This is a genomic window from Solwaraspora sp. WMMA2056 (genome assembly GCF_030345095.1).
GTDB lineage: Bacteria > Actinomycetota > Actinomycetes > Mycobacteriales > Micromonosporaceae > Micromonospora_E.
Window position 1 is genome coordinate 910792 of record NZ_CP128360.1, and the last position, 21612, is coordinate 932403.

The following is a 21612-nucleotide window of genomic DNA, read 5'->3' on the forward strand; positions in this document are numbered from 1 at the left end:
CCGGTCTGACCGGGACGGTCAGACGAAGGCCGTGAGCCGCTGGCCGGCCGCCTCCAACGACTGGCGGATCCGCCGGGCCAGCGCGGCCGCGCCGGGCGTGTCGCCGTGTACGCAGATCGACTCGACGGGGCTGGCGACCGCCGTGCCGTCCGTGGCGGTCACGGTGTCCGACCCGGCCATCGACAGCGCCTGGGCGACGACCTCACGGTGGTCGTCGAGCAGGGCTCCGGGTGCGTCGCGCGGCACCAGTCGGCCGTCCGGCTGGTAGCTCCGGTCGGCGAAGCCTTCGGCGACGGCACGCAGCCCGGCACCGGTGGCCAGCTGGCTGAGCACCGAACCGGGCAGGCACAGGATCGGCAGCGTTGGGTCGACGTCGGCCACGGCGGCGACCACCGCCGCGGCCTGGGCCTCGTCGACGCAGGCGGTGTTGTACAGCGCGCCGTGCGGTTTGACGTAGCGGACCCGGGTGCCGGCGACCCGGCAGAAGCCGTCCAGCGCGGCGATCTGGTAGAGCACGTCGTCGCGGAGCTCGTCGAAGCGGTAGTCGATCCGCCGCCGGCCGAAGCCGGCCAGGTCGCGGTAGCCGACCTGGGCGCCGACGGTGACACCCCGGTCGGCGGCGGCCGCGCTGATCCGCCGCATGGTCACCGGGTCGCCGGCGTGGAAGCCGCAGGCGACGTTGGCGGAGGTGACGATGTCGAGCAGCGCCTCGTCGTCGCCGAGGCGCCAGACGCCGAAGCCTTCACCGAGGTCCGCGTTGAGGTCCATGGAACTCCACGGTAGTGCCCGGCCGGGCCTGGGCGAGCCCGGTGACGTCGTCGACCACTCCGATGACCGGGTAGCCGCCGGTGGTCGGATGGTCGGCGAGGAAGATCAGTGGTTGACCGTCGGCGGGGACCTGGACGGCGCCGAGGACCAGCCCTTCGCTGGGTAGTTCGTCCGGGACGCGGCGGGTCAGCGGTGCGCCGGTCAGTCGGACCCCGATCCGGTTGCTCACCGGGCTGACCAGGTACGGGGTGCCGAGCAGCCGCCGCAGCGCGGCCTCGGTGAACCAGTCGGCGCGCGGGCCGAGCCGTACGGTGAGCCGGAGCGGGTCGGCCGGTGCCGACCAGGGGACGGGGTCGGCCGGCGGCGGCCCGTCGGCGGTGGTCGGGGCGTCGCCGACCGGCAGGACGGTGCCGTCGCGTACCACCGGTGGCCCGATGCCGGCGAGGAGGTCGGTCGAGCGGCTGCCCAGCACCGGCGGTACGGCGATCCCGCCGGCCACCGCGAGGTAGCTGCGCACGCCGTACCGGGCGGGTCCGACGTCGAGGTGGGCCCCGGCCGGCACCGGTACGCAGCTGAGGAAGCCGGCTGGTCGACCGGCGAGGCGGATCGCGGCGGGCGCGCCGGTGATCGCGACGGTGCCTCCGGCGGGCAGCCGCAGCTGGCAGCCGGTGAGCGTGATCTCCAGACCGGCGGCGTCGGGCGGGTTGCCGACGAGCCGGTTGGCCAGCGCCAGCGCCGGCTGGTCGAGGGCACCGGAGCGGGGCACGCCGAGGTGTGCCCAGCCGGGCCGGCCCCGGTCCTGAACGGTGCAGAGCGCGCCGGCCCGGACGACCTCGATCACCGGTCGCCCCGATCGACTGGTGGCACGTCCGGTGGCGCGGCGGCCGGCACGTCCGGTGGCACGTCGGCCGGCACGTCCGGTGGCACGTCGGCCGGCACGTCCGGCGGCGTGTCGGCCGGGGCCAGCCGGACCCGGGTGCCGGGGGTGAGGGTGGCGGGCGGGTCGCGATCAAGGTCGAAGAGCACCAGGTCGGTGTGGCCGACGAGTTGCCAGCCGCCGGGTGAGGCGGACGGGTAGATGCCGGCGTACGGTCCGGCGAGCGCGACCGAGCCGGCCGCGACGGTGGCGCGCGGTGTCGGCCGGCGCGGTACGGACCATTCGTCGGGCAGTCCGGTGAGGTAGCCGAAGCCGGGTGCGAAGCCGCAGAAGGCGACGGTGAACTCGGTGCCGGCGAGCCGGTCGACGGCTTCGTCGACGGGTACCCGCCAGTGCCGGGCGACGTCGGGCAGGTCGGGCCCGTCGTACCGGACGGTGACGGTGACCGGCCGGGTGTCGGCGCTGGTCCGCAGCGGTGGCGGCCGCCAGCCGGCCAGCGCGGCGGCGGTCGCGACCGGGTCGGCCAGGCCGTCGAGCAGGATGGTACGGGCGGCGGGGACGATGTCGTCGACGGCGAGTTCGCCCTGGTCGCGGCGGTGGTCGAGGCCGGCCCGCCAGGCATCGATGGTTGCCGGGTCCGGCGCTGCCCATTCGAGCAGCAGTGCACGCCGACCGACGCGATGGATCCGCATGACACCATCTTGGCCCGTCGTTGTCAGCTGGACGTGAGACGACTCACTACCTGGCAGTAACCTACGGTGCCGTAACCTAAGTGGGTGACCACCGAAGCACCCCTTCGCCTCAAGCCGGTCGACATCGGCAAACCCCGGATGCGCGGCTGGCTGCACACGTACGCATTCTTCGTGGCCCTGGTCAGCGGCATCGTGCTCTGCGCGCTGGCCGCGACCCGACCGGGCTGGACCCCGCTGATCAGCTGCGTCGTCTACAGCCTCACGGTCTGTGGTCTGTTCGGCACCAGCGCCCTCTACCATCGTCGGGTCTGGTCGGAGCGCGCCTATCAGGTGATGCGTCGACTGGACCACTCGATGATCTTCGTCTTCATCGCCGGTACGTACACCCCGTTCTGCCTGCTGCTCCTGCCGGGGCGCAGCGCGGCGACGCTGCTGACCGTCGTCTGGGCCGGCGCCCTGGGCGGGGTGGCGATGAAGCTGATCTGGCCCCACCTGCCACGCTGGGCCGGCGCCCCGCTCTACATCGCGCTCGGCTGGGTGGCCGTCGCCGTTCTGCCCGACATCCTGCGCTACGGCGGCGTCACCGCCCTGGTGCTACTGGTCGTCGGCGGCGCGGTCTACAGCATCGGGGCGATCTTCTACGCCCTGCGCCGGCCGAACCCCTGGCCGACGGTCTTCGGCCATCACGAGTTCTTCCACGCCTGCACGCTGGTCGCCGCGCTCTGCCACCACATCGCGATCTACTTCGCTCTGTTCGCCTGACCGCCAGCTGGCGGTCAGGCGAACAGAGCTGCTGTAGGTGCGGCTGCGCCGACGAGGTGCGCCACGGGGTTCAGACCGGGCGTCCCGGGCGACGGACCTCGCGGTACTGCTCCTCCACGACGTGGTCGGACGCGGGCGGGGCGACGGCCGCCGGCTCTTCGGCGGCGGATCGGGTCACCACGCTACGGCGGCGGCTCTGCCAGAACCACAAGGTCAGGATCAGCCCGAACACCCCCGCTGCCATCAACACCCAGCCGACCGTGTTCAGGTTGAGAAAGCCCAGTTCAGCCTCGACCGCGAAGGCCAGGATGGCGCCCAGGGCGACAAGGAAGATGCTTCCGCCGATGCCCACTTCGTACCTCCTTGGCTACTGCCGGCACCGTCGTACCGGCCCGATGCCGCTCGTGAGGTAGCGGCGGGCTCGGATGTACCCAGGCGGTTCTCGGCTCAATCAGGCATGCTGGGGCCATGCCACGACGCACGATCGTGTTGCTGCGCCACGCCAAGGCCGAGCAGCCCGAGCAGATGAGCGACTCAGCGCGTGGGCTCACCCCACGCGGGCATTCGGACGCCGCGTACGCCGGCCGTTGGCTGGCCGAGCACGACCACTGGCCGCAGGTGGTGGTCTGCTCGCCCGCGCGGCGGACCCGGCAGACCTGGCAGGAGGCGTCGTCGGCGGGTCCGGCGCCGTCGGTGAGCTACGAACCATCGCTGTACGCCGGAAGCCCGGGTGACCTGCTCGCCGTGGTACGCCAACTCGACGCCCGGCACGAACGGTTGCTCATCGTCGGCCACAATCCCACGATCTCGGACTTCTCCGCGCTGCTCGACCCGCAGGGCATCGACGACACCGGGCTGCGCACCTGCGGACTGGCGGTGCACGAGTTCACCGGCGACTGGTCGCAGTGCCGACCGGAGACGGCGGCGCTGGTCACGGCGTACACGGCCCGGGCCGCCTCGGTCGGCTGACGCCGACGCCAGACATCCCGGGCAGGAGTCGGCTGACGCCGACGCGACACATCCCGGGCAGGCCTCGGCCCGACCGGGATGTGCGCGGCGTACGGATCAGTTGGGTGGCTGTGGGGGTTCCGCCGGCGGTGGCACCACCTGCGCCGGATGGGAGAGTTTGTTCTCCTCGACGATCACCGTCCGTGCCCGGCGACGACGATCGTTCCAGAACCAGAGCACGGTGAGCAGGATCGCCAGACCCGCGAGGATCAGCACCCAGCCCACGGCCTGTACGTCGAGCCACCACACGTCCGCCCGGACGGCGTACGCGAGGATGGCGCCTACCGCGATGAGGAAGATTCCACTGCCGATGCCCATGTGCTGCACTCCTTGTGCGGTCGCTACAAGTTGTGCGGTCGCCTGCTGATCTACCCGGCGGGCAGGGGCTGAAACGGCGGCGCCGGACGGTCGGCGAGCAGGGGGCTCCCGCCGACCGCCCGTGGCGGGGTGAGGTGGGTGTGCGTTGGCCGCCTCAGCCGGTCAGAACGCCTCCTCGGGCAGATCCATCAGGTCGAGGGCGGTTCCGGCGATGATCCGGCGATCGGCTCCGATGCGGGGCAGCACCTCGCTGGCGAAGAACCGGGCCGCCGCCACCTTGCCCTGGTAGAAGTTACGGTCGGCGGCCGAGACCTCACCGGCGAGCGCGGTCAGGGCAACCTCGGCCTGCCGCTGCAGCAGCCAGGCGACGACGACGTCGCCGAGTGCCAGCAGCAGTCGGCGGCTGCTCAGCCCGACCTTGTACAGCGAACGCTGCTCACCGCTCTGTACCTCGCCGAGCCAGCCGGTCATCACGCCGAGGATGTTCTGCACCTCACCGAGGGCCCGGCCGAGCGCGGCGCGCTCCTCCTTGAGCTGGCCGTTTCCGCCTTCGGCCGTGATGAAGGCCTGGATCTCACCGGCGACGGTCATCAGGGACTGCCCGTTGTCCCGCACGATCTTGCGGAAGAACAGGTCGAGGCTCTGGATCGCGGTGGTGCCCTCGTACAGCGTGTCGATCTTCGAGTCGCGGACGTACTGCTCCAGCGGGTAGTCCTGCAGGAAGCCGGAACCACCGAAGGTCTGCAGCGACTCGTGGCCGAGCAGCTCGTAGGCCCGCTCCGAGCCGCACCCCTTGACCAGGGGCAGCAGCAGGTCGTTGACCCGTTTGGCGACCTTCACGGCCTCCTCGTCACCGGCCGCCCGCGCGATATTGATCTTGTCCTGCCAGCTGGCGGTGTAGCAGACCAGGGCGCGCAGGCCCTCGGCGTACGCCTTCTGCAGCATCAGCGAGCGGCGCACGTCGGGGTGGTGGGTGATCGTCACCCGGGGGGCCGCCTTGTCGGTCATCTGCAGCAGGTCGGCACCCTGCACCCGGTTCTTCGCGTACTCCAGGGCGTTGAGGTAGCCGGTGGAGAGGGTGGCGATGGCCTTCGCGCCGACCAGCATCCGGGCGTACTCGATGATCAGGAACATCTGCCGGATGCCGTCGTGTACGTCGCCGAGCAGCCAGCCCTTCGCCGGCACGCCGTGCTCACCGAAGGTGAGCTCGGCGGTCGTGGAGACCTTCAGCCCCATCTTGTGCTCGATGTTGGTGGCGAAGACGCCGTTGCGCTCGCCCAGCTCACCGGTGGCCCCGTCGAAGTGGTACTTCGGCACGACGAACAGCGACAGGCCCTTGGTTCCCGGGCCGCCGGCGCCCTCGACGCCGACCGGACGGGCCAGCACGTAGTGGATGATGTTCTCACTGAGGTCGTGCTCGCCGCTGGTGATGAAGCGCTTGACGCCCTCGATGTGGTACGAGCCGTCCGGCTGCGGGATAGCCCGGGTCCGCCCGGCGCCCACGTCGGAACCGGCGTCCGGCTCGGTCAACACCATGGTCGACGCCCAGTGCCGCTCGACGAAGAGCTTGGCCCATTCCTTCTGCTCCGGGGTGCCCTCGACGTAGAGGGTGTGCGCGAAGGACGGCCCGGAGGCGTACATCCAGACCGGCGCGTTGGAGCCCAGCACCAGATCGGCGAGGGACCACCACAGCGCCCGGGGGGCGTTGGTGCCGCCGAGCTCCTCTGGTAGGTCCAGCCGCCAGAACTCGGCGGACATGAAGGCCGCGAAGGACCGGCGGAACTCCTCGGGCATGGTGACCGTGTGTGTCGCCGGGTCGAAGACCGGCGGATTGCGGTCGCCCGGGACGAAGCTCGGTGCCAGCTCCTCGCGGGCCAGCCGCTCGACCTCGGCGAGGATGCTCCGGGCCGTGTCGACGTCCAGGTCCGCGTACGGCGCCTGACCGAACGTACGGTCGGCACCGAACACCTCGAAGAGGTTGAACTCAAGGTCCCGAAGGTTGCTCTTGTAGTGGGTCATCGCGTGGTGGCCCCCGCTTCCCGGACGCTGTTACTGGTCAGTAACCACCACTGTATTACTTGCAGGTAGCCACCGACAAGCGACTCTTGACAGTGACCGAAGACACACAATCGCCCCCAGCCAACTCTTGACGACCCCGTCACCGAGCTTCGATGCACTCGTTCTGCCCGGTAACAGACTTAATCGGACAAAGGCCAAGTAAAGCTGGATAGCTACAGGAGGTCGACATGTCTCTCAACCGACTGTTCGATATGTTGATCGAGCCGGTCACCGCCCGGCGCTACGTCGGCCGGCACCGTGCCGTCGTCACCGGCACCAGCTTCCTGACCGGTCAGCTGCGCCTGGCCTGACCAGCGCGTCACGACCGCGCGGCGACCGCAGCGGCGCCGGTCGCCGGCGCGTTGTCGGCCGGCCGAGGCTGCGAAGCCGGCCGAGGCTGCGAATCAGCCGTCGGCGACGCCGACTTCCCAACTGGGCACCGACGCCGCCGGCACCGCGCCCGAGCCGGAGTACTCCATCAGCACCAGGGCGATGTCGTCGTCGAGCCGCCCGTACACCCACTCGATCAGTGCGGTCTCCAACGAGGCCAGACCGTCGCCGACCGTACCGTGACCCAGCAGTTGCCAGGCCCGGTCGGCAGTGGGAAAGAACGCGCCGTCGCGACGCGCCTCGCCCAGGCCGTCGGTGAACAGCAGCAGCCGGTCACCCGGTTCGAGCCGCTCCACCCGGGGCCGTACCACCGGCATGAACCCCAGCGGCGGTGCCGGTGCCGGCGGTTCGAGTGGGATCACCTCGCCCCGGCGCAGCAGCAGCGGTGCCGGATGGCCGCAGTTGACGATGGTGAGCGTGCCGCCGCGCTCCTCGACCAGGGCCGCAGTGACGAAGTCCTCGTCCCCGACGCTGCGGGCGACCGCCCGGTCCAGGTCCGCGACCATGGCGCGCAGATCCGCCCGCTCGTAGGCGACGTGCCGGTACGACCCGAGCACGATGCTCGCCAGCCGGACCGCGTCCAGGCCCTTGCCGCGTACGTCGCCGATGATCATCCGTACGCCGTACGGGGTGTCCAGCGCCTCGTACAGGTCACCGCCGATGTCCGCGGCGGCCGTGGCGGAGATGTAGCGTCCGGCGACGGCGAGCGTGCCGACCTGCGGTCCGAGCGGTCGCAGCACGGCCTGTTGCGCCACCGACGCCAGCCGGGACAGCTCGGCGATCTGCCGCGCCTGGCGTTCCCTGATCACCGCCACTGCGGCGGCGAGGCCGGTGGCCAGCGCGATGCCGACCACGTTCACCGCCGTGGCCAGGGAGACCATCTGCCCGGTCAACGCGAACACGCCGCCCATCAGGGTGGCCAGCACTCCGATGGAGAGCACGACCCGCCAGGTGGCGAAGGCGGCGGCCAGGAACGGCGCCGCCGCGACCAGCCCCACGTAGTTCGCTCCGGAGCCGTCGGCGATCTCCACGACCGACACGAGCGCGAGCAGCACGAGGGCCGCGCCGAGGCCGACGCGGGATCCGGAGCTCAGTGGGCGGCGGCCGCCCATCGGTGTGATGCGCATGGGTACGCGAAACAGCATGACTCATCGGGTGCGGCGGCCCAATGCTGTTGACCCCTTGTCTGACCCGGTTCTGGCCACCTGGGGTATACGACGCGATCTGGTTTTCTGGTCCGACCCGGCGGGACGTGTCTGGTTGCTCAACCTGCGGGTACAACTCGGATTGGCACATTCCGGCTCTGACCAGCGTCGGAGCACTGATTGGTCACTCAGTTTGCGCGGTCAGTCGTCGAGTACCTCGTACTGCACCTCGAGGTGACCGACAGAAAGTGGTGCGATCTGCTCAAAAGCCCCACGCGCCAGATCGAGACAGCGTCCCTCGACGAACGGACCCCGGTCGTTGATCCGCACCACCACAGCAGCACCGGATTGCGGGTTGGTCACCCGGACCCGCGTACCGAAGGCCCACGTGCGGTGCGCGGCGGTCATTCCCGACGGGTCGAACGACTCGCCGTTGGCGGTCACCTGGCCGCTCGCGTAGTACGACGTGCCGCAGGTGCCACTGGAGACCACCGAGTCCCCCGTGGTCGACGCCGACGGCGGTTCGGCCGTCGTCGGCGACGCCTCCGGCGACGGGGTCGTCGCCGCCCGCTCGGCGCCACGGGCCGCCCGGTCGCCCCGCGCGGACTCCGCCGGGGTCGGCGTGCCGGTGGCAGCCGGCGACGACGTCGCGGTGTCCGACGGTGACGCGGACGCCGCCGACGCCGATGGTGACGCGACGCCCGACGGCGCGACGTCGACCCATTCAGTCGTACGCGACGAGCCGGCCGTCCACTGGACCGCAGCCGCCGTACCCCCGGACACCCCGCCGACCACCAGCGCAACCACCAACCAGGGCGCGAACCGCAACCGTCGGGAGCGAGCGGAGCGATGCCGTGACGTCATGGGTTGCTCCTGGGGCGAGGGGACAACATAACCGTCGCGCAGGGTAGTCACAGCAGCGCTTGTCCTGTCAAGGCGAGCCCCGGCAACGCCCGACAACCCGGCTACGGCGGTCACGGCACCCGTCACGGCACCGTCGCGGCACCCGTCGGCGGCGTACCTGGCGGCATACTCGGCCGGTGACCGACGGGATCCGACGCCTACTGACCGACACGTTCCGCTGGCACGACCCCGGCCCGACCAGCAGCCACCTCGTCAGCGACATGTCCGGCTGGTGGCGCGACCCACGGATCGTCGCTGCGCTCGGGCCCGCGCTGGCGGCGCTCGCCGCCGACGACCGCCCCACGGTGGTGATGGCACCCCAGGTGACCGGGCTGCTCATCGCCCCACTCGTGGCGAGCGCGCTCGGCGTCGGCGTGGTGCCGGCGTACAAGGAAGACCCGCAACGGGCCATCGCCGATGCCACCACCTGGACCACGACGGCACCCGACTACCGGGGACGGACCCTGCGGCTCGGCATCCGCGACCGCCACCTGCGCCCCGCCGACCGGGTCCTGCTCGTCGACGACTGGGTGAGCACCGGTGCTCAGCTCCGGGCGATGGCGCAGCTCGTCGCCGTACGGCAGGCCACCGTCACCGGCAGCGCGGTGATCGTCGCCGACTGCCCGCCGGCCGTCGTCGACGAACTACGCATCCGGAGCCTGCTGCACGGTACGGAACTCTGACCCACGACCGACCCGGCCACGAGCTACGGCGTCGCCTCGTGCCCGGGCCGACCGGCGGTGCGCCGGGACTGCTTCATCTCGGCCTCGTGGATGTGTCGGCGGCCGCCCGCCAACTCGTCGCGGGCCGCCCGCTCGATCTCCTGGAACGCCGCGTAGTAGCCGTCGTCGAACTCCTCGACCAGCTGGAACGTCCACCGGCCCGCCAGCACGTTGCGGCCGATCAGCTCGTCCTGCACCCGCTCGGCGATCTGATGGTGGCCGGCGTCGCTCAGCAGCTGCACCACCCGGTCCAGGGTCGCGTCCGCACCGCCGATCAGCTGGTGCATCGAGTACAGGTGACCCCGCGCGCGGTGCACCGTCTCCAGCGCCTTACTCAGCTCGCCCAGTGCGGCCACCGTCGCGTCGTCCACCCCGACGGGACGGGAGTGGGCGGCGTCCACCGAGCGCTGATCCGACGATTCCGGCATGGACAATTAGTACCAGTGCACCCGGCGGCACGACCGTAGGTCCCGGATCAACCACCATCGGTAAAGTCACTCCGGTGCAGCGGTCAACCCGGATCATCTCGGTGGTCACCCCCGTCCATCCGCCGAGCATCCCGTTCCTGACCGCCGCGTACGCCTCACTGCGCGACCAGCGACTACCCGCCGGCTGGCAGTGGCGCTGGCTGGTCCAGGAGGACGGCCAGACCGGCGCGGTCGCCGCCGCCCTGCCCGACGACCCCCGAATCAGTACGGGGACCAACCGACCCGGTGGGCCGGGCGTCACCCGGACCATGGCGCTGTCCCGGGTGGACGGGCCGCTGGTGAAGGTGCTCGATGCCGACGACCGGCTCACCGCCGACGCGCTGGCCCGCGACATCGCGGTCCTCGCAGCCGATCCGACCATCGGCTGGACCACGGCGCGGGCGCTGGACCTGGCCCCGGACGGCAGCACCTCGGCGGTAGCCACCGACCCGGCACCCGGCAGGCTGACCGCCGGGACGGTGCACCGGCACTGGCAGGCAAACGCCCACCAGTTGCCGGTGCACCCGGCGACCCTGTGCATCCGGACCGACCTGCTGTTCGCCCTCGGCGGCTGGATGGCGCTGCCCGCCTCGGAGGACACCGGGCTGTTGCTGGCGGCCGACGCGGTACGCGACGGCTACTTCATCGGCGAGGCAGGGCTGCTCTACCGCCGGTGGGCCGGCCAGGTGACCAGCCAGCAGGCACACTGGTCACCTATCGAACGGGCCAACCGTACCCAGGTCATCGAAGCCCGGGTCGCGGCGCTACGCCGCGGCTGGACCCGGACCGACGCGGCACCGACACCCGTACTGGCAGCGACCAGCTACGACCTCGACGAACTCGGCCCGCTGTAGGTTGCGGGCTCTAGTCTTCCAGCGGTACGCCGCCCAGTGCGCCGCCGCGCAACCGGCGACTCAGCTGTCCGATCACGGGGGTCAACGGATCCAAGGCATCCTCGCGTACGACAAAACGGGTGACGCCCCAGCGCCTCTCGTGCTCGGCGATGGCGGAGAGGATCTCTGACTCGGTGCCGATCAGCACGAAGGGCGTGGCCAGTAGTTCGGCCACGGTCATGCCGAGTGCCGCGCTCATGCCTGCGGCGTCGGCTTCCGCGTCGTCCGTCACGATCACCTTCTGTACGAGTGCCTCGAGCTGCGGCGGGTCGTCACGCCCGTGGGCACCGACCGCGACCTGCCGCAGTTGTGCCTCGATCTCGTCCCTGCGCCAGCGGGTCTGGTGCTGGTGCCCGTCGGGGAGGGTGCGGCCGAACCCGGTGAGACCGACGACGTCGGCGTTGCCTCCCGCCCAGCGCAACAGGTGGGAGTTGCCCGTGCCGACAGTGAGCGGCACTCGGTCCTGCACTGGCCTTGGCCCGGTCAGCCGGGCCGCACGTGCGGTGACCTCAGAAATGTCGACACTCACCTCCGCACCGTCGAGCAGGGCACGCACCGCTTCAGCCACCGCGGTGCACCGCCGTACCCGACCCGCGACATCGGGCCGATGTCGCCCGATCGCCTCCCACTCGGCCGGGGTGTGGCCCGCGCCAAGGCCGAGGCGGGCGCGGCCGCCGGAGACCACGTCGAGCGTGGCGACATCGGCCGCGAGCAGCATGGGTTCGCGGACTCCGGCATTGGATACGTACGAGCCGAGCCCGATGGTCGACGTGACGGCCGCCGCAGCCGCGAGAGCGACGAAGGGCGAGGCCGCCGAGCCCGGATGGTCCGGGACAAGTAAGGCGTCGAATCCGGCGGTCTCGCACTTCCGGGCGAGTTGCAGCCAGCTACCGGCATCGGATGGATTCGCCTGCAGTGAGATCGCGGTCACGACGCCAGTCTGTCGCGGTCCGGGTCGGACCTGCCTGCCCAGGTCGTGAGATCTGCCGCACCTGCGGCGGGGGCGATCAGCACTACCAAGATCAGCATCCGAGTCGATGACCAAGCCTACGAAATGATCAAAAGGTGGCAGAGCTGACCAACCGCAGCCCCAGCGAGCTGATCCGCGAAGTGCTGCAGGCCGCGTAGCCGCGAAAGTAGCGATCCGGCGACCCACGCACATGCAGCAGCAGACCCTGGTTGGGACTGGCGTCCTGACCAGGGCTTTCGGTGTGGAGCGGGTGACGGGAATCGAACCCGCACTGTCAGCTTGGGAATCGCCGACCCGGGCCCGTGCTGGGCTCGTCCCCCAGGCCACAGGGGCCTCCCGTAGCGTGGGCTGGCCTTCATCGTCCTGGCCTACTGGCAAGGCAATGGCACGATTGGACGGCGCGCGGGGAATTCCCAGCGCAACGACAGATCGAGCTGCCTGGCCGGGCCCTTGCCGGCGGTCGAGCGAACGTGTCATCCTAGCCAGGACAGGTTTCGTCGGACAAAATACGACGCGTGGCCAGGTACAGGTACTCGTGGGCGCAGTCCGCCAGCAAGCACAACATAGCGCAACATCGATCACGGTACGTCATCGAACACTGCGGTCAGCCGTACGCCCTCCCACCAGAACCCCCGGACCGGCCAGAACGGCTGCTGTTCCTCGGCGACGACAGGGACGGCGTCGCTCTCGAAGTCGTCGCCATCGAGTTGCTGGACGGGACGCTGCGCGTGATCCACTCCATGGACATGCGACCCAAGTACAACCGGCTCTACAAGGAGGCGAAGCCATGGCGGGTGTAACGCGAGCGACGAAGGACCGAACGACCTCCACGACATCTAACAAGACAAAGGCACCACGCCGGGCAACCACCACCGCAGCCCGGGCGACTCGGGCAGCCAGCCGACAGACCAAGGACGGTACGACGCTCACGTCGCAGCTGGAGAGCGAACTGGTCGCAGAAGCAGAGGCTGGGTACGACCCCGACAGTCTCGCACCCCGCCGGGTCGGCAGACCGCCACTCTCCAGCAGTGGCGGCGCATCGCACAAGATCAGCATCCGAGTTGACGACCAAACCTACGAAATGATCAAAAAGGTGGCAGAGCTGACCAACCGCAGTCCCAGCGAGTTGATCCGTGAAGTGCTGCAGGCCGCGTACCCGCGAAAGTAGGAAGCTGGCGGCGATCCCGCGCGCATACGACGAAGCCCTGGTTGGGATTGTGATCCTGACCAGGGCTTTCGGTGTGGAGCGGGTGACGGGAATCGAACCCGCACTGTCAGCTTGGGAAGCTGATGTTCTGCCATTGAACTACACCCGCGAGCGGCCCTACTCTACCCTGTCGGCCGCCCTGGTGCGCAACGCCCTCACGCCCGGCTCGTCGAGACGACCGGCGGTCGGGCGACGAGTGTCGATCAGCAGGCGACCGCAGCCGCCGCCTCGTGGGGAACGGGGGTGCCGCTGGCCGGGTCGATCCAGACCTGCACCGCAGGCTCCAGCGCGATCGTGGTGGCGGGGCCGGCGCCGGTGCCGTGCCGGGCGACCATCGCCACGTCGACGGTGAACTCGAACAGTCGCCAGTCCACGTGCGGCACGGCACGCGCGGAGCGGGCGAGTCGGGCGACGGTGGCGACGTCGGTGACCGGGCGCGCGCGGCCGGCGAGGTACGCCTCGTCGTCGCTCTCCTCCGGCGGGAACGAGTGCAGCGCGTACCGCCCGTCGCGCTCCAGGTCGCGACGCTTGGGCGAGTCGACGATGAAGCAGAACAACCCGTCCTTGGTGATCACGGGCGAGACCGGATGAACCCGGGGGCCACCGTCGGCACGCACCGTCGCCAGGTAGCCGAGACCGGGGCCGTACTGCTGCATGAGAAGCCGGATCGCCGTGGCCAGGCGGGGCTCGTCGGCTGCGAACTGGGACCAGGTTGCCATGCCGACCATTCTATCGAACATGTGTTCGAAGAGATAGTCGGAACGCGGCGTGTCCGCCCTCGACGATCACCCCAGCCGGCGAGGTGCCCGGCCGAGGGTCGCTATGGTGTGACGATGCTCCTCTCCGACCGGGACATCGTCGCGGAGACCAAGACCGGCGGGCTCTCCCTCGAACCGTTCGAGCCTGCGCTCATCCAGCCGTCGAGCATCGACGTCCGGCTCGACCGGTACTTCCGGGTGTTCAACAACCACCTGTACACCCACATCGACCCGGCGACCCGGCAGGACGATCTGACGTCGCAGGTCGAGGTGCCCGACGGCGACCCGTTCGTGCTGCACCCCGGCGAGTTCGTGCTCGCCTCGACGCTCGAGGTCGTCTCACTCGGCGACGCACTCGCCGCCCGGTTGGAGGGCAAGTCCAGCCTGGGCCGGCTCGGGCTGCTCACCCACTCGACCGCCGGCTTCATCGACCCGGGCTTCTCCGGCCACGTCACGCTCGAACTGTCCAACGTCGCGAACCTGCCGATCAAGCTGTGGCCCGGCATGAAGATCGGCCAGCTCTGCATCTTCCGGCTGTCGTCGACCGCCGAGCATCCGTACGGGTCGTCGGTCTACGGCTCCCGCTACCAGGGACAGCGCGGACCTACCCCGAGCCGGTCCTGGCAGCAGTGGCGGACCTGGCCGACCAGCTGAGCCAGCGCGGGCAGGTAGCGAAAGACGCCCTCCCAGGCCGGGGGGAGACCTGGGAGAGCGTCTTTCTGGTGGCCGGTGCTGCCGCGCAACGGGGGGATCCGCGACATGCGCCAGGCCATGGGGAGGAGTGAGGTCTAGCCGGGCCTTCCGTAGCTGTGGATGCCGGAGCCGAGCTTGCGCATCGCGATCGGCTCGCCGGCCTGCGAGGCGTGCACGATCCAGCCGTCGCCGACGTACATTCCGACATGGGACAGGCTGTAGTAGAAGACGAGGTCGCCGGGGCGCAGCTCGTCACGGCTGATGTTCCTGGTCACCTGCCGCTGACGTGCCGCGTTGTGCGGCAGTGAGACGCCGCCCTGCCGCCAGGCGGCCAGGGTCAACCCGGAACAGTCGTAACCGCTCGGGCCGGCGGATCCCCAGATGTACGGCTTGCCGATCTGCGCGCAGGCGAAGGTGACCGCCTTTCCGGCGGCTCCCCCCGGGTAGGTCGCCGGGCAGGGTGCCGGGCGCAGCGAGCCCAGGCTGGTGGACGATCCGTACGCCTGCAGTCGCAGCTCCTGGAGCCGGTCGACCTCGGCGTCGATCTCCTTGGCCTTCGCGGACAGCTGCGCCTCGGTGCTGGTCAACTCGACGATCAGTTGGTCCAGCGGAGCTTTCTCCGCGGCGTACTTCTCCTTGAGGTCGACCACGGCCTGGACGTCGCGGGCCTGCCGGCGGGCGAACTGGTCGAGCAGTTCCAGCTGGTCGGCGAGGTGGGTCGGCTTGCCGCTGGTCAGGATCGCGCTGAACGCCGACGGGCTGCCGCCCTTGTACGACCGGGCGGCGAACTCGCTGACCCGGTCCATCGCGAGGTCGATCTGGACCTGCAGCGGTTGGATCTTCTTCTGCAGCGCCTCGGCCTGCTTCTTCTTGGCTGTGAGGTCCTGCCGTACGGCGTTGTGCCGTTCGATGGTGGGCTCCAGCTCGGCCCAGACCTCGTCGATCTGCGCTTCGATCTCCGCCACGGTCTGTTGCGCCTGGGCGGGTGCGGGTGCGCCGGTCAGCAGCAGGCCGATGCTGGTGGTGACGGCGATCGCGCCCTGGAGGAGGCGTCGACGGGTGTTCCGGACTGTCCGGAGGTGGTCCTGGTCGGACCATCCGGATCGCCGAGGGGCTGTCGTAGCCACCAGGACTCCTTCTCCCCAGACCGCCTACCGGGTTAGCTGACGGGTTCGGGCGGAAAGGAGACGCCCTACCACAGACGACGCTGTGGATTCACCCCGGTTCCGTGGGTCCCCGGCTCGCCGTGTCGCTGACGATTTGGCGGTGTCAGGCCGAGGTCAACCGGGCTGGTTGACGTCCTCCCGACTCGACGATCCCCAAGGGTAGAGAGGGCCGTTCTCGTCACGCAAGCGAGGTGACTACTCATTTCTCAACGTACTCGATCGATTGCTAGTCGTATATCACCCGCCGTCGTTCACGCGTTCGAAGAACAGGGTCCAGCCGGTCCGAAAGTGCCGGTCCGGACGATCGATGATCGCCGACCGCCCCGCACTTTCGGACCGTACCGGCCGACGTTGACCTGCACGTTCAGCCGACGCGCTTGAATCCGACCACCGGCATGTTGTCGATATTCTCCATTTGCACGGGTTGTCCCGGACGTGGCGCGTGCACCATCATGCCGTTGCCAATGTAGAGACCTACGTGACGCAGATCACTGAAGAAAAAGACAAGATCACCTGGGCGCGCCTCCGACCGACTGACCGTCGAACCCTGGTTCCACTGCGCGCCGGTGAAGTGGGTCAGCCCGACACCCGCACTCGCCCACGCGTACTGCGTCAGACCTGAGCAGTCGAACGCGTTAGGACCGGTGGCACCCCAGACGTACGGCTTGCCGATCTGCGCGCACGCCGTACCGACCGCGACCCCCGCCGCCCCGCCGACCGATGCGGCCGGGCACGGCCCGGACGCCCCGGAACCGCCCGTGAAACCGGTGGTCCGGTACGCGGCCAGCCGCGCCTGCTCCAGCCTGTCGATCTCGGCGTCGATCGTCTTGCGCTTGTCGGCCAGCTCCTCGTCCTGCGCCTTCTGCTGCGCGATCAGCTCGTCGAGCGCCTGCCGCTCGGCAAGGTAGCGGTCGCGGGTCTCGATCACCGTCGCGATCTGCTGCTGACGCCGCTTGGAGATCCGGTCCAGCACCAGCAGCTGATCAGCGAGACTGGTCGGCGAACCGGTCTTCAGCAACGCGTTGAGTTCGCTCGACGGACCGGTGCGGTAGTAGCTGTTGGCCACCTCGCCGATCTCGTCAGCGGCAAGACTGGCCTGCAACGACAGTGGCGCGATCCGCTTGTCGAGTTCAGCGGCCTTTTTCTGGTTGGCCTTGAGTTCGCTGCGAACTTTGTTGTACTGCTCGATCACCGGTTCCAGCTTCAGCCACTGGGCGTCCAGTTCGGCTTCGATCTCCGCCAGAGAGGGTTGGGCGGCCACCGGGGCAGCCGGCCCCACGACCGCGGCCAGGACGAGCAGCAGGGCGACGACACCACGCCCGACAATGGGCGAACACTTCTTTGAGTCACCAGATAGAAACTTAAAGTAATCACCTGCGCGCGTACGGGTGAGCACACGTGCCATTGGCAGCGACTCCTTCATGAACGATCGCCGGGGCCTCCCGGGCGGGGGAAACGGAGGCCGACATTCGCAGCGGTCGGTGCACCACCCTATTGGAAGGATGCGCATTCGCTCAAGGCTGGGGATCCACCCACCGCACCACATGACCGGCAGCGTCCATCCGATCACGCTAGCGTGACACGATGACGACACTCAGCCTTCCCGAAGAGTTGGTGCTCCTGGGTCACGACGACTCCGGCACCGTACTGATCGCCACCGACGACCTCGACCACAGCGTCGCCGGCGCCGTACTGTGCGACCTCGCCGCGACCGGCCACCTCGACCTCGACGTCGACGGCCGGGTCACCGCAGGCGGCGAACGCGCACCCGACCCGCTCGGCACCGACCCGTTGCTCGAGGCCACCTGGCACAGAATTCACGCAGCGGCCCGGCAACCGCCGGAACACTGGGTGACCGCCCTCGCACCCGGGCTGGTCGACCGGGTGCTCGACACGCTCACCGAGGCCGGCCTGCTCCGGCGTGAGCAGGGTCGGGTGCCGATCCTGCGGCGTACCCGCTACCCGACGCCGGACGGCACGACCCCGGAGCCCGAGACCGAGGCACGGCAACGGCTCCTGACCGCCCGCCGGGGCAACGGACCGGTCGGTGCCCGTACCGCCGCGCTGGCCGGGCTCCTCGATGCCCTCGACGCGCTGCGGATCCTCGGGCACACCGACGCGCAAGCCGCCGGTACAGACACCGGTACGGACGGTGGCGCCGCGGACTGGCCTCAGCGGTGCCTGGCCCGGTACCCGTCGGTGGAGTGGGCGGTGGCCGCCACCCGTACCGTGCTCGACGAGCGCCGGGGCAGGATCGCGCGCGGTGTGTTCATCGCGACGAACGTCGCGAGCGGCGGGAGCTGACCGGCCCGGAGCCGACCACCCGCCAGCCCACCGCCACGACCCCGCCGGCGGCCGCACCGAGCAGGACGCCCGTGGCGTTGTTGACCCAGTCGTAGCCGACGCATTCCCGCCCCAGCCCGGACACCGCCTGGGCCAGCTCCACCCCGGCCGGTGCCAGCAGCAGCAACCCGGTGGCGAGCACCGGTCGACGTACCGCCAGCACCGTGCAGAAGGCCAGCGGTACGAACATCGCGACGTTGCCGACCCGCTCGCCGAGCGAATCCACCGTGACCAGCCCGGACCAGAGCACGGCCGGGTCGGTCAACGACCGGGCGCAGGCCGCGATCACGGCGGCGTCCGGCCCGGAGACCGAGACCCCGGGAGCCAGCGGTACGCCGGTGCCGACCGGTGCCGGAGGCAGGGTGAGCGCGGCGACCGCCGCCGCACCCAGCAGCATGCCCAGGGTGGGCCAGCGGGCCCAGCCGAGCCGGCGGGCCAGTGGCCGGTGGACCAGCACGCCGACGACGGCGAGAGTCGCCAGGGTCAGGAACGGCCAGGGTTGGGAGAGGAACTCACGGGCCCAACCCAGCACCCGCTTCTCCCTACTCCTCGGCGGCCGTCGACGATGCTACCGCCGGCGTGACCGACCTGAGCAGCACGGTCGCCACATCGACGACCTCGACGCCCTCGCCCGCCGCGCCGCTGGACTGCTTTCCGGTGACCCCGTCACCGAGCATGGTGAAGCAGAACGGGCAGCCGACGGCGATCGTCTGGGCACCGGTGGAGAGGGCTTCCTCGACCCGGTCGACGTTGACCCGTTTGCCGATCCGCTCCTCCATCCACATCCGCGCGCCACCGGCCCCGCAGCAGAACGACCGCTCCGAGTTGCGGGGCATCTCGCGTACCGCGTCGTCGGCACCGAGCGCGGCGCCGAGCACCTCGCGGGGTGGGCTGAAGACCCGGTTGTGCCGGCCCAGGTAGCAGGGGTCGTGGTAGGTCAGACCGCCGTCGACGGGGGTGACCGGGGTGAGCTTGCCGGTGGCGACCAGGTGGGCCAGCAGCTGCGTGTGGTGTACGACCTCGAAGTCGCCGCCGAGCTGCCCGTACTCGTTGCCGAGGGTGTTGAAGCAGTGCGGGCAGGTCGCGACGATCTTGCGCTTCGCCGGCTCCCGGTCGCCGAACGCCTCGTTGAGGGTCTCCACGTTCTGCTGGGCCAGCATCTGGAAGACGAACTCGTTGCCGATGCGCCGGGCCGGGTCGCCGGAGCAGGTCTCGCCCTCGCCGAGGATGGCGAAGTCGACGCCGGCGGAGTGCAGCAGGGTCGCCACCGCCCGGGTGGTCTTCTTGGCCCGGTCCTCGAAGGCACCGGCGCAGCCGACCCAGAACAGGTACTCGAAGTCGTCCACCTCGCCGACCCGGGGCACCTCGAAGTCGAGGCCCTTGGTCCAGTCCTCGCGGGTGTTCGGCGGTGCGCCCCACGGGTTGCCCTTGTTCTCCAGGTTACGCAGCATCACGCCGGCCTCGCTGGGGAAGCTCGACTCGATCAGCACCTGGTAGCGACGCATGTCGACGATGTGGTCGACGTGCTCGATGTCGACCGGGCACTGCTCGACGCAGGCGCCACAGGTGGTGCAGGACCACAGCACGTCCGGGTCGATGACCCCGCCGTCGTCCGCCCCGCCGATCAGCGGGCGGTCGGCCTCGGCCAGGGCCAGGGCGTCGACCGTGGCGAGCTGCTCGGCGGTGGCCTTCTCCTCGCCGGTGAGGTCCTTGCCGCCGCCGGCGAGCAGGTACGGCGCCTTGGCGTACGCGTGGTCGCGCAGCGACAGTACGAGCAGCTTCGGTGACAGTGGCTTGCCGGTGTTCCAGGCCGGGCACTGCGACTGGCAGCGGCCGCACTCCGTACAGGTGGTGAAGTCGAGCAGACCCTTCCAGCTGAACTGTTCGACCTGGGCGACCCCGAACTGGTCTTTCTCGGGGTCGGCCTCTTCGAAGTCGAGCGGCTTGCCGTTGCTGGTCATCGGTCGCAGCGCGCCGAGGCCGGAGTTCGGTGTGCCCGGGTCCCGCTTGAAGTAGATGTTGAAGAAGGCGGCGAACCGGTGCCAGGCGACGCCCATGGTCAGGGTCAGCGCGATGACGATCAGCCAGGTCATCGAGATGAGGATCTTGACGAGGGCGGTGATGCTGATCGCCGCGTCTGAGGCGGGCAGCAGCGCACCGAGGGCGTGGCTGACCGGGGTGGCCCACACCGGGAAGTCGAAGTGGTCGGTGGCGACCCGGAAGCCGCGGATCAGGAACCCGCAGACCAGTACGGCGAGCACGACCGCTTCGACGAAGTAGCCCTGCCACATGGTGGAGCCGGTGAACCGGGAACGGCCGCCGGCCCGGCTCGGCCGGTTCGCCAGCCGGATGCCGATCAGCACCAGGATGCCGGCCAGGCCGAGGATGGAGACGTACTCGGTCACCAGGCCGTAGAGCAGCCAGCCACCGATCACCGGGATGCCGCCGCCGGCGTCGACGACCTCGAAGTACGCCTCCAGCACCAGGATGGAGAGCAGGACGAAGGCGACCATGACGAACCAGTGCGCGGCGCCGACGACGCTCCAGCGCAGCATCCGGGTGTGGCCGAGGGTCTCGCGGAGCATCACGGTGGCGCGGGTCGCCGGGTCACCGGTGCGGGTGGGGTCGGGCTGGCCGAGCCGGATGATCGAGACGAACTGCCAGACCGCTCGGCCGGCGAGCGCCACCGCCACCACGGTGACGATGGCGGCGACGACCGTGGTGACGATCTGAACCGTGCCCATGCGCTGGCCTCCCGGTGTGCTGCGGACGCGCGGCGGGTGACCGGGTCGCCGGTCCCGTCGTCAGCCTACCGTCAGGTTACCCGGCAGTAACGTAAGGAGCAGCGTCACCGATCCGTCGGTCACCGCAACACTAGGGCAGCACCACGCCGAGCCGATCGGCCGGGGCGACCAAAACAGCAGGTCAGACCGCCAGCCAGCACCGGCTGGTCAGCCAAGGGGAGACCGGACGGGAAACCGACTGGTCAGCCCGACGGGAAACCGGTTGGTCAGCCCGACGGGAAACCGGCCGGGCCGACCGCACATCCGACTGTCTCAGCGCCAGCGGGACAACAGGATCAGCGAGCTGACCATCGCCCCGAAACCGACCGCGAGGTTCCAGTAACCCCAGGTCGCCACGGGGTACGCCGTCTCCGACAGGTAGTAGACGACGAGCCAACCGATCCCGAAGACGATCAACGAGACCGCAGCGATCGGCAGCCAGATCGGGCTCGGCTTGCGGGTGGCAGCCGTCTGGGTGGGCCGGACATCGGTCGGCGGGGTGTAGACCTTCTTCTTGCGAACCTGCGACTTGGGCACGACGCTCTCCTGGTGGCAATCATCCGGCCCGGTAACCGGACGCAGCGGCGACGGTCCATGGCCAATAATGTTCAGGAGCTAGCGTAGTCAAGTTGGCGCGTTCCGGCCATGGACGTCGGCGGAGCAGCGGCGACATTTGGACACAACCAGGG

Annotated in this window: 25 protein-coding genes, 1 tRNA gene and 1 riboswitch; of the genes, 9 read left to right on the forward strand and 17 right to left on the reverse strand. The window is 70.0% G+C overall.

What is annotated here, in order from left to right; all coding sequences use genetic code 11:
* Nucleotides 1–18: 18 nt before the first annotated feature.
* From O7608_RS04190 to O7608_RS04200, 3 genes are read right to left on the reverse strand one after another with little or no spacing between them, the layout of a single operon-like run.
* Complete coding sequence (locus O7608_RS04190; protein WP_289208727.1) at nucleotides 19–768, reverse strand: LamB/YcsF family protein; 750 nt, start codon at nucleotides 766–768, stop codon at nucleotides 19–21.
* A complete protein-coding gene (locus O7608_RS04195; protein ID WP_289208728.1) occupies nucleotides 743–1609 on the reverse strand; it encodes a 5-oxoprolinase subunit C family protein in 867 nt (288 codons plus the stop codon). Before O7608_RS04195 ends, O7608_RS04190 begins: the two co-directional genes overlap by 26 nt.
* A complete protein-coding gene (locus tag O7608_RS04200; RefSeq protein WP_353850493.1) occupies nucleotides 1606–2337 on the reverse strand; it encodes a 5-oxoprolinase subunit B family protein in 732 nt (243 codons plus the stop codon). Before O7608_RS04200 ends, O7608_RS04195 begins: the two co-directional genes overlap by 4 nt.
* Before the next feature lie 84 nt (nucleotides 2338–2421).
* On the opposite strand from O7608_RS04200, the gene trhA reads away from it, so the two are divergent.
* Complete coding sequence (gene trhA / locus O7608_RS04205) at nucleotides 2422–3099, forward strand: PAQR family membrane homeostasis protein TrhA (RefSeq protein WP_289208729.1); 678 nt, start codon at nucleotides 2422–2424, stop codon at nucleotides 3097–3099.
* Nucleotides 3100–3169: 70 nt separating this feature from the next.
* On the opposite strand, the gene O7608_RS04210 is transcribed toward trhA, so the two are convergent.
* A complete protein-coding gene (locus O7608_RS04210) occupies nucleotides 3170–3451 on the reverse strand; it encodes a DUF6458 family protein (protein ID WP_289208730.1) in 282 nt (93 codons plus the stop codon).
* Between the two features lie 116 nt (nucleotides 3452–3567).
* Here O7608_RS04210 and O7608_RS04215 point away from each other — a divergent pair, with 116 nt between their 5' ends.
* A complete protein-coding gene (locus O7608_RS04215; RefSeq protein ID WP_289208731.1) occupies nucleotides 3568–4068 on the forward strand; it encodes a SixA phosphatase family protein in 501 nt (166 codons plus the stop codon).
* A 96-nt stretch (nucleotides 4069–4164) separates the two neighbouring features.
* Here the strand turns inward: O7608_RS04215 and O7608_RS04220 are convergent, their stop codons facing one another.
* Together O7608_RS04220 and O7608_RS04225 are read right to left on the reverse strand one after the other, a co-directional pair.
* Nucleotides 4165–4425 (reverse strand): DUF6458 family protein, encoded by a 261-nt coding sequence (locus O7608_RS04220; RefSeq protein WP_289208732.1) that lies wholly within the window; start codon nucleotides 4423–4425, stop codon nucleotides 4165–4167.
* 162 nt (nucleotides 4426–4587) lie between these two features.
* Nucleotides 4588–6444: an acyl-CoA dehydrogenase gene (locus O7608_RS04225; RefSeq protein WP_289208733.1), complete on the reverse strand. Its 1857-nt coding sequence runs from the start codon at nucleotides 6442–6444 to the stop codon at nucleotides 4588–4590.
* 227 nt (nucleotides 6445–6671) lie between these two features.
* On the opposite strand from O7608_RS04225, the gene O7608_RS04230 reads away from it, so the two are divergent.
* Complete coding sequence (locus tag O7608_RS04230) at nucleotides 6672–6794, forward strand: hypothetical protein (RefSeq protein WP_289208734.1); 123 nt, start codon at nucleotides 6672–6674, stop codon at nucleotides 6792–6794.
* A 93-nt stretch (nucleotides 6795–6887) separates the two neighbouring features.
* Here the strand turns inward: O7608_RS04230 and O7608_RS04235 are convergent, their stop codons facing one another.
* Entirely contained in the window at nucleotides 6888–8000 is a 1113-nt protein-coding gene (locus O7608_RS04235) for a PP2C family protein-serine/threonine phosphatase (RefSeq protein ID WP_421358463.1), read from the reverse strand.
* A 219-nt stretch (nucleotides 8001–8219) separates the two neighbouring features.
* The gene (locus tag O7608_RS04240) at nucleotides 8220–8882 is read right to left on the reverse strand and encodes a septal ring lytic transglycosylase RlpA family protein (protein ID WP_289208736.1); all 663 of its coding nucleotides are present in this window, start codon (nucleotides 8880–8882) and stop codon (nucleotides 8220–8222) included.
* A gap of 176 nt (nucleotides 8883–9058) precedes the next feature.
* On the opposite strand from O7608_RS04240, the gene O7608_RS04245 reads away from it, so the two are divergent.
* Nucleotides 9059–9604 carry a phosphoribosyltransferase family protein gene (locus tag O7608_RS04245; protein ID WP_289208737.1) on the forward strand — a complete coding sequence of 182 codons (546 nt, stop codon included), beginning with the start codon at nucleotides 9059–9061 and terminating at the stop codon, nucleotides 9602–9604.
* A gap of 23 nt (nucleotides 9605–9627) precedes the next feature.
* Here the strand turns inward: O7608_RS04245 and O7608_RS04250 are convergent, their stop codons facing one another.
* Nucleotides 9628–10071 (reverse strand): hypothetical protein, encoded by a 444-nt coding sequence (locus O7608_RS04250; RefSeq protein WP_289208738.1) that lies wholly within the window; start codon nucleotides 10069–10071, stop codon nucleotides 9628–9630.
* 74 nt (nucleotides 10072–10145) lie between these two features.
* On the opposite strand from O7608_RS04250, the gene O7608_RS04255 reads away from it, so the two are divergent.
* Nucleotides 10146–10964: a glycosyltransferase family protein gene (locus O7608_RS04255; protein ID WP_289208739.1), complete on the forward strand. Its 819-nt coding sequence runs from the start codon at nucleotides 10146–10148 to the stop codon at nucleotides 10962–10964.
* A 10-nt stretch (nucleotides 10965–10974) separates the two neighbouring features.
* Here O7608_RS04255 and O7608_RS04260 read toward each other — a convergent pair whose 3' ends face one another.
* Complete coding sequence (locus tag O7608_RS04260) at nucleotides 10975–11934, reverse strand: LLM class flavin-dependent oxidoreductase (RefSeq protein WP_289208740.1); 960 nt, start codon at nucleotides 11932–11934, stop codon at nucleotides 10975–10977.
* Between the two features lie 554 nt (nucleotides 11935–12488).
* On the opposite strand from O7608_RS04260, the gene O7608_RS04265 reads away from it, so the two are divergent.
* Together O7608_RS04265 and O7608_RS31950 are read left to right on the forward strand one after the other, a co-directional pair.
* The gene (locus O7608_RS04265; protein WP_289208741.1) at nucleotides 12489–12773 is read left to right on the forward strand and encodes a hypothetical protein; all 285 of its coding nucleotides are present in this window, start codon (nucleotides 12489–12491) and stop codon (nucleotides 12771–12773) included.
* On the forward strand, nucleotides 12761–13141 hold the full coding sequence (locus tag O7608_RS31950) for a ribbon-helix-helix protein, CopG family (protein WP_353850497.1): 381 nt from the start codon (nucleotides 12761–12763) through the stop codon (nucleotides 13139–13141). The genes O7608_RS04265 and O7608_RS31950 overlap by 13 nt, the downstream gene beginning before the upstream one ends.
* A gap of 74 nt (nucleotides 13142–13215) precedes the next feature.
* Here the strand turns inward: O7608_RS31950 and O7608_RS04270 are convergent.
* Nucleotides 13216–13289: transfer RNA gene (locus O7608_RS04270), tRNA-Gly, on the reverse strand.
* Nucleotides 13290–13383: 94 nt separating this feature from the next.
* Entirely contained in the window at nucleotides 13384–13899 is a 516-nt protein-coding gene (locus tag O7608_RS04275; RefSeq protein ID WP_289208742.1) for a pyridoxamine 5'-phosphate oxidase family protein, read from the reverse strand.
* Between the two features lie 114 nt (nucleotides 13900–14013).
* Here O7608_RS04275 and dcd point away from each other — a divergent pair, with 114 nt between their 5' ends.
* Nucleotides 14014–14592, forward strand: coding sequence for a dCTP deaminase (gene dcd / locus O7608_RS04280; protein WP_289208743.1), 579 nt, complete (start codon nucleotides 14014–14016; stop codon nucleotides 14590–14592).
* A gap of 134 nt (nucleotides 14593–14726) precedes the next feature.
* Here dcd and O7608_RS04285 read toward each other — a convergent pair whose 3' ends face one another.
* Nucleotides 14727–15758: a C40 family peptidase gene (locus tag O7608_RS04285; RefSeq protein WP_289208744.1), complete on the reverse strand. Its 1032-nt coding sequence runs from the start codon at nucleotides 15756–15758 to the stop codon at nucleotides 14727–14729.
* Nucleotides 15759–15764: 6 nt separating this feature from the next.
* A riboswitch (cyclic di-AMP (ydaO/yuaA leader) is annotated at nucleotides 15765–15907 on the reverse strand.
* A gap of 254 nt (nucleotides 15908–16161) precedes the next feature.
* The gene (locus O7608_RS04290) at nucleotides 16162–17202 is read right to left on the reverse strand and encodes a C40 family peptidase (protein WP_289208745.1); all 1041 of its coding nucleotides are present in this window, start codon (nucleotides 17200–17202) and stop codon (nucleotides 16162–16164) included.
* Nucleotides 17203–17381: 179 nt separating this feature from the next.
* Here O7608_RS04290 and O7608_RS04295 point away from each other — a divergent pair, with 179 nt between their 5' ends.
* Entirely contained in the window at nucleotides 17382–18101 is a 720-nt protein-coding gene (locus tag O7608_RS04295; RefSeq protein WP_289208746.1) for a GOLPH3/VPS74 family protein, read from the forward strand.
* On the opposite strand, the gene O7608_RS04300 is transcribed toward O7608_RS04295, so the two are convergent.
* The 3 genes from O7608_RS04300 to O7608_RS04310 all read right to left on the reverse strand — a co-directional run bounded on the left by O7608_RS04300 (nucleotide 18067) and on the right by O7608_RS04310 (nucleotide 21460).
* Nucleotides 18067–18672 (reverse strand): VanZ family protein, encoded by a 606-nt coding sequence (locus O7608_RS04300; protein WP_289208747.1) that lies wholly within the window; start codon nucleotides 18670–18672, stop codon nucleotides 18067–18069. The genes O7608_RS04295 and O7608_RS04300 overlap by 35 nt on opposite strands.
* 10 nt (nucleotides 18673–18682) lie before the next feature.
* Complete coding sequence (locus tag O7608_RS04305; RefSeq protein ID WP_289208748.1) at nucleotides 18683–20884, reverse strand: (Fe-S)-binding protein; 2202 nt, start codon at nucleotides 20882–20884, stop codon at nucleotides 18683–18685.
* A gap of 312 nt (nucleotides 20885–21196) precedes the next feature.
* On the reverse strand, nucleotides 21197–21460 hold the full coding sequence (locus O7608_RS04310) for a cell division protein CrgA (protein WP_278119775.1): 264 nt from the start codon (nucleotides 21458–21460) through the stop codon (nucleotides 21197–21199).
* Nucleotides 21461–21612: the final 152 nt, after the last annotated feature.